This window comes from Hydrogenovibrio sp. (genome assembly GCF_049975065.1).
GTDB lineage: Bacteria > Pseudomonadota > Gammaproteobacteria > Thiomicrospirales > Thiomicrospiraceae > Hydrogenovibrio.
Map to the genome: position 1 here is coordinate 1 of NZ_JBNGDN010000001.1, position 12,051 is coordinate 12,051.

General features: G+C 52.8%; 13 protein-coding genes. All 13 read left to right on the forward strand.

From position 1 onward, the window contains the following. The first annotated feature begins 58 nt into the window (after positions 1 to 58). The 13 genes from ACP5D0_RS00005 to nikB all read left to right on the forward strand — a co-directional run bounded on the left by ACP5D0_RS00005 (position 59) and on the right by nikB (position 12,051). Positions 59 to 565 (forward strand): DNA-deoxyinosine glycosylase, encoded by a 507-nt coding sequence (locus tag ACP5D0_RS00005; protein ID WP_472363489.1) that lies wholly within the window; start codon positions 59 to 61, stop codon positions 563 to 565. 49 nt (positions 566 to 614) lie between these two features. Further along, the gene (gene trhP / locus ACP5D0_RS00010; RefSeq protein WP_472363490.1) at positions 615 to 2,108 is read left to right on the forward strand and encodes a prephenate-dependent tRNA uridine(34) hydroxylase TrhP; all 1,494 of its coding nucleotides are present in this window, start codon (positions 615 to 617) and stop codon (positions 2,106 to 2,108) included. Positions 2,109 to 2,140: 32 nt separating this feature from the next. Next, on the forward strand, positions 2,141 to 2,398 hold the full coding sequence (locus ACP5D0_RS00015) for a YfhL family 4Fe-4S dicluster ferredoxin (protein WP_472363491.1): 258 nt from the start codon (positions 2,141 to 2,143) through the stop codon (positions 2,396 to 2,398). Positions 2,399 to 2,766: 368 nt separating this feature from the next. After that, on the forward strand, positions 2,767 to 3,468 hold the full coding sequence (locus ACP5D0_RS00020; protein WP_472363492.1) for a glutathione S-transferase family protein: 702 nt from the start codon (positions 2,767 to 2,769) through the stop codon (positions 3,466 to 3,468). 70 nt (positions 3,469 to 3,538) lie between these two features. Next, positions 3,539 to 4,357: a hypothetical protein gene (locus ACP5D0_RS00025; RefSeq protein ID WP_472363493.1), complete on the forward strand. Its 819-nt coding sequence runs from the start codon at positions 3,539 to 3,541 to the stop codon at positions 4,355 to 4,357. Positions 4,358 to 4,424: 67 nt separating this feature from the next. Then, positions 4,425 to 5,294, forward strand: coding sequence for a prenyltransferase (locus tag ACP5D0_RS00030; RefSeq protein ID WP_472363494.1), 870 nt, complete (start codon positions 4,425 to 4,427; stop codon positions 5,292 to 5,294). A gap of 25 nt (positions 5,295 to 5,319) precedes the next feature. After that, entirely contained in the window at positions 5,320 to 6,213 is an 894-nt protein-coding gene (gene cysM / locus ACP5D0_RS00035) for a cysteine synthase CysM (RefSeq protein ID WP_472363495.1), read from the forward strand. A gap of 61 nt (positions 6,214 to 6,274) precedes the next feature. After that, positions 6,275 to 6,775 (forward strand): CYTH domain-containing protein, encoded by a 501-nt coding sequence (locus tag ACP5D0_RS00040; RefSeq protein ID WP_472363496.1) that lies wholly within the window; start codon positions 6,275 to 6,277, stop codon positions 6,773 to 6,775. After that, positions 6,759 to 8,156 carry a TolC family outer membrane protein gene (locus ACP5D0_RS00045; RefSeq protein WP_472363497.1) on the forward strand — a complete coding sequence of 466 codons (1,398 nt, stop codon included), beginning with the start codon at positions 6,759 to 6,761 and terminating at the stop codon, positions 8,154 to 8,156. The genes ACP5D0_RS00040 and ACP5D0_RS00045 overlap by 17 nt, the downstream gene beginning before the upstream one ends. A gap of 70 nt (positions 8,157 to 8,226) precedes the next feature. Further along, on the forward strand, positions 8,227 to 9,771 hold the full coding sequence (locus tag ACP5D0_RS00050; RefSeq protein WP_472363498.1) for an ABC transporter substrate-binding protein: 1,545 nt from the start codon (positions 8,227 to 8,229) through the stop codon (positions 9,769 to 9,771). Between the two features lie 117 nt (positions 9,772 to 9,888). After that, positions 9,889 to 10,497, forward strand: a complete 609-nt coding sequence (locus ACP5D0_RS00055) for a TetR/AcrR family transcriptional regulator (RefSeq protein WP_472363499.1) — start codon at positions 9,889 to 9,891, stop codon at positions 10,495 to 10,497. Between the two features lie 148 nt (positions 10,498 to 10,645). Then, positions 10,646 to 11,131 carry a L,D-transpeptidase family protein gene (locus tag ACP5D0_RS00060; RefSeq protein ID WP_472363500.1) on the forward strand — a complete coding sequence of 162 codons (486 nt, stop codon included), beginning with the start codon at positions 10,646 to 10,648 and terminating at the stop codon, positions 11,129 to 11,131. After that, on the forward strand, positions 11,128 to 12,051 hold the full coding sequence (gene nikB / locus ACP5D0_RS00065; protein ID WP_472363501.1) for a nickel ABC transporter permease: 924 nt from the start codon (positions 11,128 to 11,130) through the stop codon (positions 12,049 to 12,051). The genes ACP5D0_RS00060 and nikB overlap by 4 nt, the downstream gene beginning before the upstream one ends.

A 12,051-nucleotide genomic window follows, 5' to 3' on the forward strand; every position in this document is an offset into this window, starting at 1 on the left:
CACCAGGCCTGGCGGTTTTTTAATAGTTTGATTCCGGTTGAATAAGGGATTCGAATTGATGTCCAGTTGTATCGGATTTGCTCCGATTTTGCCTGAAAACCCAAAAGTGGTGATTCTCGGCACCATGCCCAGTGTGGCGTCGTTGGAAAAAGCGTTTTATTACGCGCATCCGCGCAATGCCTTTTGGCCAATTCTCGCGGAGGCTTTTCAGCAGCCAATTGAAACCACCGAGCAGAAAATCGCCTTGTGCCGACAGCACGCAATTTTGCTGTGGGATGTCTTGGCGTTTTGCGAACGCGCCGGTAGCTTGGATTCCGCCATTAAACAGCCCGAAGCCAATGATTTTGAGTCGCTTTTCAAACGGTTTCCCGCTTTGAAATCGGTGTTGTTTAACGGCAAAGCCGCCCAGAAGTTGTTTGAGCAACAGGTGATGACAACGCAAATTTTACCGAATGATTTGGTGCTTTATTCACTGCCCTCTACCAGTCCGGCCAATGCGCAATTATCCTTTGAAAACAAACGGGTTTTATGGCAGCAAACACTTGAACAAGCCTGGCCGAAATAAGGTAAGATACCCGGTTCGCAACTCGGAATTAAACGATAAAGGATTTGCCTTGAAAGCAGACAACTTTAAACCGGAATTACTCTCGCCCGCCGGGACTTTTAAAAACATGGAGTACGCTTTTGCGTATGGCGCGGATGCGGTGTATGCCGGTCAGCCGCGTTACAGCCTGCGGGTGCGCAATAACGAATTTGACGAAGAGACCTTGGATAAAGGGATCAAGCGAGCACACGCATTGGGCAAAAAATTCTATGTGGTCAGTAATATCGCGGCGCATAACGCCAAAATCAAGACCTATATGCGCGACATTGCGCCGATTATCGCCATGAAGCCAGATGCGTTGATTATGTCCGACCCGGGCTTGATTGCGATGGTGCGGGCGGAGTATCCGCAACAGGAAATCCATTTGTCGGTGCAGTCCAATGCGGTGAACTGGGCGACGGTGAAATTCTGGCACGATCAGGGCATCAGCCGGGTGGTGTTGTCGCGCGAATTGTCGATTCAGGAAATCCGTGAAATCGGCGAAGCGGTGCCGGGCATGGAGCTGGAAGTGTTCGTGCATGGTGCTTTGTGCATCGCTTATTCCGGGCGTTGTTTGCTGTCCGGTTACATCAATAAGCGGGATGCCAATCAAGGCACCTGCACCAATGCTTGCCGTTGGAACTACAACACTTACGAAGGCCAGGAAGACGAAACGGGCGACGTGGTGGGGGTTCCTGTTGAGCAGGTGGCGAACATTACCGACCTGACCAGCACGGCGCCTGAGAGACCGGATGTTACCATTGGTGCGGGTAAGCCAACCGACAAAATGATGTTGTTGGAAGAAGAAGGGCGCCCGGGTGAGTATATGCCGGCGTATGAAGACGAGCATGGTACCTATATTATGAACTCCAAGGACTTACGTGCCGTCGAACTGATTCCGGAATTGGTCGAGATGGGCGTGGATTCCTTAAAAATCGAAGGGCGCACCAAGTCGCATTACTATGTGGCGCGTACCGCGCAGGTGTACCGCAAAGCCATTGAGGATGCGACCGCCGGTAAACCGTTTGATCGAAATTTGCTGAGCGATTTGGAAAGCCTGGCGAGCCGCGGGTACACCGAAGGCTTTTTGCGTCGTCATGTGCATTCCGAATACCAAAACTACGAATACGGCGTCTCCAAATCCGACCGTCAGCGTTTTGTCGGTGAGGTGGTCGATGTGATTGAGCGTGACGGTCAAAGCCTGCTGGAAATCGACGTGAAAAACAAATTCTGCCTGGGGGATTCGCTGGAGATTATGACGCCGGCCGGCAATGTGACCTTGAAGCTGGCGGACATGCAGGATCATCACGATAAACCGGTGGAATGTGCCTTGGGGTCCGGTTGGCGTGTACGCATTCCGAATCCATTTAAAGGCTTGGACTTGGACACTTTGCGTTTCGGTTTGGTGATGCGTAATGAAGCCTGGGGTGGCGACTTGAAGCGGGATGCGGCGGCTCGTGAAGCCAAGTTGGGCAAAGTGGCGAGCAAAGAGGCGGTTAATGAAGCGGCCGACACGTCGGTTTGAAATCGCTTGGGTAAGTTGAAGGAACGACGCTTATGGCTTTGAAAATACTGCAAGGGTGCACCAATTGCGATATGTGCGAACCGGAATGCCCGAACCAAGCGATTTATTACGGCGAGAAAATCTACGAAATCAACCCGGATTTATGCACGGAATGTGTCGGCTATTACGATACCCCGACTTGCGTCAGCGTCTGCCCGGTGGATTGCATTATCACCGATCCGGAGCGGGTGGAGGATTCGGACACTTTATTGAAAAAGTTCGAACATCTGGTGCTGACGGATAAAATTTAACCCAGCACGCTGCAGCGCTCAATGGGTAATGGGTGTCGAGCGTATAACTTTTTGATATGCCATTAAAAAATTCTGATATTAGCCGATAATAATAAGCTATGGTGTTTTGCGAATGGGCTGGTTAAAATGGCAGAAATTGTCGTAATTTCAGCTGCGATTTTTCGTCAATTGTGATGCGTTTGAATGGCAAGAAAATGTCATGTTACCTAATGCTTGTACTGAATGCTTGATTTATCCTCCTCCAACTAGGATGAGCGCTGATGCTCCGCATCGGCGCTTTTTTTTCGCGCCTTGTTTCACGCTTCCTTCTTGACCTGGTCACCTGAGTTTGTATGATGTGACTACTTGAATCAGTTAGGAGAGAGAAAATGACCGGCCAGCAACCTCACAGCCCGCTTTTGGATGAAAAGCTTGAGTTAATCAGCTTTAAGCTCTGCCCGTTTGTGCAGAGAGCCGTGATTGTGCTCAAGCTCAAGCAAGTGGACTTTGATTTGACCTTTATTGATTTGAATAACCCGCCCGAGTGGTTTGCCGAAGTCTCTCCGCTTGGAAAAGTGCCGGTTTTAAAGGTGGGCAAGTCGGTATTGTTTGAATCCATGGTGATTCAAGAATTTGTTGATGAAATCACGCCGCCATCGCTGCACCCGGCGGATCCGCTGAAAAAGGCGATGAACCGCGCTTGGATGATTTTTGGTGGGGATTTGAGTGAGTTGCTGTTTAAGCTGGCGCACGCCACCGAAGCGGCGCAGTTTGAATCCTTGCGTCAGGCGATGCACGATAAGTTGGTGCGAGTGGAGGCGGTTCACAGTGGTGGCACCTATTTTAATGGCGACGAATTTTCGTTGATTGATGCCGCTTATGCCCCGTCTTTTATGCGTTTGGCGTTAATGCAGAATGTCTGTTCAGTGGATTTTCTGGCTGGGTTGCCGAAAATGCAGGCCTGGTCAAAATCGCTTCTGGCTCAAGAATGCGTGAAGGCGTCGGTGGTGCCGGAAATGCCGGTGATGTATCAAACGATGTTGCGCAATGTGGAAAGCAGCTATCTGGCCACCTTGGCGCAGGAAGCCTGATACGTTGAAGCGGTTGGGCGCTGGAATCATTGCTGGGTGCTGGCTGGTTTTGGTGAGCTTGGGCGGGTCTGTGTGTCACAGCCTCGCCGTGGCGGCTCCTGCGCCGTCGGCGCTTCTTGCCTCCCAGGCAACGACCGTCGATTTTAATTGGGTCGCGGCTCGTATCGAGCAGAATGAAACCGGCGGCAAAGAGGCTTATCTGACTTTTTGGAGTGATAATGAGCCTTTCCCTTCGTTCGGTATTGGGCATTTTATCTGGATTCCTAAGGGCGTCACGGTTCCGTTTCAGCAGACCTTTCCGCAGATGGTGGCTTATGTGTCGGCACGTCAGCCGGCACCTGACTGGCTGCGAACCCTGAATCCTTTTCAACCGCCCTGGCCGGATCGCCACGCTTTTTACCAGGCCTGGTCGGAACCGTCATTAAGCGAATTGCGCCAATGGCTGGCTGAGACAAAGGGCTTGCAGGCTCAGTTTATTTATCGGCGGCTGCTGTCGCAGTTGGACGCCGCCTGGCTGCAAATGACGGCTGCACATCAACGCCAGGTGTCACAGCGAATTGCCGTCTTGTCAAGTGAGCCGCGCGGCGTATTTGCGCTGATTGATTACGCCAATTTTAAGGGCGTCGGGTTGAATGCCCAGGAGCGTTATTTGGGTGAGGGCTGGGGGTTGCTGGATGTTTTGCTGGCGATGCCATCCACGCCCTCTGAGTTGTCCGGGGCGTCTGATGCCAAACCGGTCTCATCGGAGGCGTTTTCCGCGGCTTTGCGGGCGTTTGTTGAGTCCGCGACATCGCGGTTGCGGTTGCGGGTGAAACTGTCGCCACGTGATCGCAATGAGCAGCGTTGGCTCCCCGGCTGGGAAACGCGCTTGGCGCGTTATCTTTCGTGAGGCACGCATGTCGGTGACAGCCTCTAATCCAACGTTTAGGCAAACGGCGAAGACCGTTCTTCAGGCCATGCGACCTCCGTTTTTGTTGTTAACCGTGGCGATGATGGTGTTGGTGGCGGCATTGGCCAGCTATGAAGGTTATCGCTGGTCCACGCCTCTGTTTGTTCTGATTTGTCTGGCCGCATTGGCGGCGCATCTGGCGGTCAATCTGCTGAATGAATACGAAGATTTCGAATCCGGTTTGGACGCCATCACCCAGCGAACTCCGTTCAGTGGTGGCAGCGGTGCCTTGCAGGTGGAACCCCGCGCGGCGCAAGCGGTGGCGGCGGCCGGTTATTTTTGTTTGGGGTTTTTGATTACCCTCGGAGCGTTTTTCGTCCAGTTGCGCGGTGAGTGGGTTTTGCTCATTGGGCTGCTCGGTGTGGTGGTGATTGTCAGCTATACGTCTTTTATCACTCGTCATCCTTGGCTGTGCTTGGTGTCACCAGGCCTGGCGTTTGGTCCTTTTATGATCGTGGGCGGCACCTTGGTGTTGACCGGTGAATTCAGTTGGTTGGCCTTTTGGGTGTCTTGGATTCCGTTTTTATTGGTGAACAATTTATTGCTGTTGAACCAGTTTCCAGATGAAGCGGCCGACCAGCGTTTGGGGCGTTTTAATATCATTATGCAATGGGGGCATGCGCGCAGTTTTGGGGTGTTTCTGTTGTTTTGGGGGCTGGCGTATGGGGTGCTGGCCTGGCTGATTCTTTTGCAATGGCTGCCGCTGGCGTCGGCGTCGGGGTTTGTGACTCTGCCATGGGTGTGGGCTATGGGTTATAAACTGCGCAATCGTACCCGAGATTTAATACAATTAACCCCTTTGCTGGCAATGAATGTGGCTGCAACCCTGCTGTTGCCGGTTTTGATTGCGTTTGGCCTTTATTATGACGTGGCTTGAAGACTTGAATTCAAGGGAAGAAAAAATGTACCAGACCTTAATGGATACAGTGGGCAATACGCCGTTGGTAAGGGTGCAGCGGTTGGTGCATCCGGATACGAACAGTGTGGTGCTGGCGAAACTGGAAGGCAATAATCCGGCGGGGTCGGTAAAAGATCGTCCGGCCGTCAATATGATTCGTCAGGCGCAAAAGCGCGGCGAGATTCAACCGGGGGACACCTTGATTGAAGCCACCAGCGGTAATACCGGCATTGCCTTGGCCATGGCCTCGGCGCTGATGGGCTATCGCCTGAAATTGATTATGCCGGACAATATGTCGATGGAACGCCGTGCGTCCATGGCCGCTTATGGTGCCGAGTTGATTTTGGTGTCGCAAGCAACCGGCATGGAAGGCGCGCGGGATTTGGCGCAAACGATGCAGGTGGCGGGGGAGGGGGTTGTGTTGGATCAGTTTGCGAATCCCGATAATCCGATGGCGCATTACCATGCCACCGGGCCGGAAATCTGGCACGGCACGCAAGGCGAAGTCACGCATTTCGTCAGTGCGATGGGCACCACTGGCACCATTATGGGCACCTCCATGTATTTGAAGGAACAGTCCGATGCGGTGCAGATTGTTGGGGTGCAGCCCACCGAAGGGTCGTCGATTCCCGGTATTCGCCGCTGGTCGAAAGCCTATTTACCCGCCATTTACGATGACCGCCGCGTGGATCGCGTGATAGATGTGTCGCAATCGCTGGCGGAAAACACCATGCGAGAGATGGCCGTCAAGGAAGGGATTTTTGCCGGTGTTTCCTCCGGTGGTGCCATGGCGGCCGCCTTGCAGGTGGCGCGTGAAACCGAAAACGCCACCATTGTCACCATTGTGTGTGACCGGGGTGATCGGTATCTGTCTACCAATGTCTTTGCCGCGCCCTGAGCGGTGATTCAGCAGGACCTCCAGCAGACAAAATACAAAATAAAAGGCGTACGGAAGGCTTATGGCCAGAGAAATTGAACGTAAATTTTTGGTAACGGGAAGCGATTGGGAGACCCTGGCGGATAAGCAGGTGCATTTTGCACAGGGGTATTTGAACGATATTCACCAAGGCGGCAGCAAAAGCTCAATTCGCATTCGTTTGGAAGGGGAGGCGGCCAATATTAATATCAAGAGCTTGGAAATCGGCTTGAGTCGCGATGAGTACGAATATTCAATTGACGCGGACGATGCGAGGCGGATGCTGGATACCTTGTGTGTGGGGCCGGTGATTGAAAAAGTGCGTTATTATGTTACATACGAGTCACATATTTGGGAAGTCGATCGCTTTTTAGGCGATAATGACGGTTTGATTGTGGCGGAAGTGGAGCTGTCGTCCGAACAGGAAGTGGTGCGCCTGCCGGATTGGATTGGACAGGAAGTCACGGATATTCCGCGATATTACAACATTAGTTTAAGCCAACGACCTTATTGCAACTGGAGTGATCATGAAAAAATCAGTTAGATCGAATGCGTTGAATGCGCCTACACGGCCTCAAGCCCGATTTTTAAAGCCTTTGGCCGCCGCAATGCTGGTGGTTTCCGGCCAGGCCTGGTCAGCACCGGGGCTGGTGGATATTTATCAGATGGCGGTGTTGCATGATGCCCGACTGGCGGAAGCACGCGCTGTTTATGAAGCGAATCAGCAGGTGGTGGACATTGCCAAGTCGCCTTTATTGCCGCAGATTTCTGTGGATGGGGGTTTGACGAAACGTGACAGCGACCAAAAGGCGAACGATGTGACCACTGGTGAGCTGGGCGTCAGTTTGGATCAATCGCTCTACAACCATGCCAATTGGTCGAACTACACGCAAGCCAACTATGAATTGAAACAAGCCGAATATCAGATCAAGTTTGCTGAACAGGACTTGATTGTGCGTGTGGCGGACGCCTATTTTAAAGTGGTGTTGGCCGAGCAGGATTTGACCCTAGCGGTTGCCAATGAAGAAGCGGATAAGACTCAGTGGGAAAGAGCGAAGGCCTCCGCTGAAGTTGGCTTGTCGAGCCGCACGGACGTGTTGCAGGCCAAATCCAGTTACGATTTATCGACTTCCAATCGCATCAGTGCACAGAATGAAGTGGATAAATCCTATGACGAGCTGATGAAATTGACGGGCAAACCGGTCAATGAGCTGAAAGTGATTGCGCTGAATACTCAGTTGCCGGACATCAAACTCGATATGACAGATTGGGAAACCCGTGCCGAAGGCGATAACCTCGAAGTGTTGCAGCAGCAAGAAAGCACCAAAGTGGCGTCGGAGGAAATTGAAGTGCAGAAGTCCGGTTATTGGCCACAGTTCAATCTGCAGGCGGGCTATCGCAATTATAATTACATGGACACGCCTTCCGGTTACAGTTCGCAATATCAGGATCGTAATGATTTAACCGTAGGGGTGTATGCGAGCCTGCCGCTCTATTCCGGCGGCAGTACCACGTCTTTAGTGTCTCAGGCGCGTGCCAATTACAAGGCGGCAACTGAAGGCTTGCGAAATGCACGCGAAACCGCTCGACTGGATGCGCGAGTGCAGGTGCGCAATGTTCAGCGTGGTTTGGAATTGGTGACGGCCAACCGAGCGGCGGTGCAGTCCAATGATGCGTTTCTGGAAGCCGCCGAGGAAGGCTATAAAGTTGGTTTGAAAAGCTTGCTGGAAGTCTTGACGGCGCGTACCAATATGTTCCAAGCCAGACGAAACTTGGCGGAGTCGCTGCATAATGTGGTCCTCAGTCGTTTGAAACTGGAGGCGGTGGCCGGCAGTCTGACCCCTGAAAAATTGCAGGGTTACGATGAGATTCTCACCAATCCAAGTCAGGAGCCAATGCCGAAACTGGATCCGATGGATCCGTGAGTTGGACTGGCCAGCCATCACGCTTATCCCGGTTTTATGAAAACACGTCATTTTGTACCGCTTGTCTTGCATGATGCCGAGTCGTCGTGAGTTGATTCGAATGGCTGCCGCCTCATCCGCTTCGCTGGCAACGGCAAGCTGGTTGGGCGGTTGCGCGGATGCGTCGTTGACTGAAGGTGGTGAGATTCGCTTTGGGTTGACCAGTCGTCCAAGAATGCTGGATCCGCGCAAGGCGACCGATGCCTTGTCCAGTCGCATCAATCGTTTGTTGTATCAGCCGCTGGTGGATTTTAACGAAGCCTTTGAAGCCGTGCCCGCTTTGGCGGAGTGGCAGCTTATCACGCCGACACATTATCGCTTTACGTTGACGCAAACCCCCGTGTTTCACAACGGTGATCGCCTGAGTGCTGACGATGTGGCGGCGACCTATGAATCGGTTCTGAATCCCGATTTCGGCTCCCCGCACCGTGGATCGCTGAAAAATATTCAGACCATTGAGGTGGTTGACAACAGGGTGGTGGACTTTCGGCTTGCACAGCCGGATGCTTTGTTTGCGGGACGCCTTGTCATTGGGATTTTACCGAAAGCGCTCATTAAAGCTGGGCATCTTTTTCAGTCGCAACCGGTGGGGTCGGGACCCTGTCGGTTTGTGTCCATGACCGAACAGAAACTGGTGTTGCGGCGACCGGATCAGGTTAGGCTGGTATTTTTGCCCGTCAAGGATGCCACGGTGCGTGTTCTCAAGCTGCGTAATGGTGAACTGGACATTGTGCAGAACGATTTGTCGCCGGAATTGGTTGAGTATTGTCAACAACGTGACGACTTAGAGGTGATGTGGCAATGGGGCACCAGTTTTGGTTACATCGGGTTTAATTTCGATGATCCGTTATTGTCGCAGTTGCCCGTGCGCCAGGCCTTGGCGTTTGGCATTGATCGTCAAGCGATTATTGACAGCGTTTTTAACGGTCATGCCCGTTTGGCTGGCGGGCTGCTGGTGCCGGAACATTGGTGCGGCGTGTCGGGGTTGCACGGCTTTGACTACCGTCCTGATCATGCGCGGGCATTGGTTGAAGCGGTAAAGCAAAAACACCCAGGCCTGGTGAATTCTGAGGGAATGCTGGAGTTCAGCTATAAAACCTCCTCGGACCCCACGCGCATCCGCTTGGCGACGATTTATCAATCGCAGTTGCGCCAAGTGGGCATTCATTTGAAGGTGCAAAGCTATGATTGGGGGACGTTTTACAACGATATTAAGCAAGGGCGCTTTCAGCTTTATAGCCTGGCCTGGGTCGGCGTGAAAAGCCCGGATATTTTCCAGTATGTGTTCGACAGTGATGCGATTCCGCCAAAAGGTGCGAACCGCGGGCGTTATCGTGATGCCGAAGCGGATCGTTTGATACGCGAAGCGGGTGAGACGCAATCCCTGCAAAAGCAGGCCGCACTTTATCGTGCGTTGCAGGTGCATTTGCAGGAAACCCTGGCGGTGGTGCCTTTGTGGTATGAAGATCAGTATGCGATATTGCGAAAAGGGATTCTGGGGTATCAACTCTATGCGGACGGCCGTTTTGACGGTCTGTTGAATGTGACCAGGGCGACGGGCACTGACGCCAACTAAGTCACCAATTTGTACTGAGCGGGTTTGAGAGTCACGCAGTGGCTCAGAGGGTGTTCGGGGCGAAACCGTCAAGGATCCGTTCTGAGAAATTACATTGAGATAGAAGGGTATTGTCATTTGAAAAATACGCGTGAAAAAATCATCTGTGCTGCGGTTTCCGTGTGGAATGAAGATTACAGTGCGCCTTTGAAGTACATCGCCCGCGAAGCCGGTATCAGCCGCATGACGTTGCATCGTCATTTTTGCGGACGGGATGCGATTTTGCAGGCGATTGGCGATGACTTCGTCGATCGCGTGGTTCAAGTGCTGGACGAAGCTCAGCAAGAAACGGTGCCGCCCATTGCTCAGATGCAATCGGTTTTGAAAAAGACGCACCGTCTGGGAGAGGATTACAATTTTCTGTTTGATCTGTTTGAGCAGAAAGGGTGCCCAGAAGCCTTAATCGAGCGCTTTCGAGTGTTTGAAGAACGCTTTGCCGCGTTTTTTGATACGTTGATGGCGCAGGGCGTGGTCAAGCCGGGCGTGAATGCCAAATGGGCGAATGCTTTGTTGGAAGGCTTGATGAAGTCGGCGTTTCGGATGCGTCAAAAAGGCTGGAATGCGGCGCTGGATATGGAGGCCTTGGTTTGGGATTCTTATCAATCGGCCATTTTTATTCAGCCCACAAGGATTCAGCCCACAGAGATTCAGCCGACAACGGGCGCTTCCCATTCGGCAGAGGTGTGACCGCAAAGGTCGCAATCTGTCACCGTTTTCAGGCCTGGCGGTTTTCATTAGGGTTTCAACACCCACTCGCCCGTGCTGAACCGAGCGATTGCTGACATTATCACGGCGAACGGGTTAAAATAGGCTTTTCTTTTCACCATGGCCGCTTGTGTTTCTTCGAATTTCCATTTCTCAACAAACCTTATCGCTTTGGGGCAAGGCAGAAGACCTTGAGCCTCTGCAGACTTATGCCGTCAGTACCGCGTTAAACGGGGTCGGTGCTCGGAAAAATTCCGGGCAGACGCCGTTGGGGCGTCATCTGATTCGTGCCAAAATCGGTGAAGGCCAGCCCTTGAATGCGGTGTTTGTCGGCCGTCGCCCCACAGGGGAAATCTACTCGGACGCCTTGGCGAGACAGTATCCCCAACGCGACTGGATTTTGACGCGCATTTTATGGTTGTCCGGTTTGGAGAAAGGGGTGAATCGTTTGGGAGAGGTGGATACCATGCAGCGTTATATTTACATTCACGGTACCCCGGATACGGAGCCGATGGGCTGGCCGAAATCGCATGGGTGTGTGCGGATGCGCAATGCGGATCTACTGAAATTGTTCGACCAGGTTTCGGTTGGCACTGAAGTGGTGCTATTGAAATGATCGGGTTTCTTGCTCGCTTATTTGGGTCGGTGTTATTGATCAGTTGGCTGGTCAGTTCCTTGGTGTTTTTGTTGATTCATCTGGTGCCCGGTGATCCGGTGGTGGTGATGCTGGGGGATTGGGCGAGTCCAGCGGACGAAGCCGCGCTGCGGCGTCAGTTGGGGCTGGATCTCCCGATTTGGCAGCAATACTGGCAGTATTTGGCGGGGTTGCTGCAAGGCAATTTGGGTGAGTCGCTGTTTTATCAGCAACCGGTTTCCGGTTTGATTGCCGAACGCTTTCCATACACCTTGCAGTTAACCGTTATGGCGATGTTGATTGCCATTCTGATGGCGTTTCCGTTGGGTTTCTGGGCGGCGCGGCGTGCCGGTCACTGGCCGGATTACGTGTCGATGACGGTGTCGTTGCTGGGGGTTTCCATTCCAAATTTCTGGCTGGGGCCGATGCTGATTTTGGTGTTTGCCATTGGCTTGGCTTGGTTTCCGGTGAGCGGGGCGGAGCAGCCTTGGTCTTGGGTGCTGCCAGCGGTGACCTTGGGAACGGCCTTGGCGGCGATTCTGGCGCGTATGCTGCGGGCGTCTTTGCTGGAAGTGTTTCATGAAGATTATATTCGCACCGCTCAGGCAAAGGGCTTGCCGCCTCGAACGGTGTTTGGAAAGCACGCCTTGCGCAATGCGTTGCTGCCGGTGGTGACGATTCTGGGCTTGCAATTGGGCACTTTGTTGGGCGGGGCGGTGATTACGGAGGTGGTGTTTGATTGGCCAGGCCTGGGGCAATTGCTGGTGGAGTCGATTCAGCGGCGCGATTATCCGGTGGTGCAGGCGTGTATTTTAATCATCAGTGTGGCGTACATAACCGTGAATGGTTTGACGGAAGTGGTTTACGCTTGGCTGGATCCGCGTATTCGGTTGGGGCAATAA

Excerpts from the sequence above, each read along its gene's own strand:
- ACP5D0_RS00005 (WP_472363489.1), top strand. The coding sequence starts at position 59 with ATGTCCAGTTGTATCGGATTTGCTCCGATTTTGCCTGAAAACCCAAAA.
- ACP5D0_RS00015 (WP_472363491.1), top strand. The coding sequence starts at position 2,141 with ATGGCTTTGAAAATACTGCAAGGGTGCACCAATTGCGATATGTGCGAA.
- ACP5D0_RS00020 (WP_472363492.1), top strand. The coding sequence starts at position 2,767 with ATGACCGGCCAGCAACCTCACAGCCCGCTTTTGGATGAAAAGCTTGAG.
- ACP5D0_RS00030 (WP_472363494.1), top strand. The coding sequence starts at position 4,425 with ATGCGACCTCCGTTTTTGTTGTTAACCGTGGCGATGATGGTGTTGGTG.
- cysM (WP_472363495.1), top strand. The coding sequence starts at position 5,320 with ATGTACCAGACCTTAATGGATACAGTGGGCAATACGCCGTTGGTAAGG.
- ACP5D0_RS00040 (WP_472363496.1), top strand. The coding sequence starts at position 6,275 with ATGGCCAGAGAAATTGAACGTAAATTTTTGGTAACGGGAAGCGATTGG.
- ACP5D0_RS00045 (WP_472363497.1), top strand. The coding sequence starts at position 6,759 with ATGAAAAAATCAGTTAGATCGAATGCGTTGAATGCGCCTACACGGCCT.
- ACP5D0_RS00050 (WP_472363498.1), top strand. The coding sequence starts at position 8,227 with ATGATGCCGAGTCGTCGTGAGTTGATTCGAATGGCTGCCGCCTCATCC.
- nikB (WP_472363501.1), top strand. The coding sequence starts at position 11,128 with ATGATCGGGTTTCTTGCTCGCTTATTTGGGTCGGTGTTATTGATCAGT.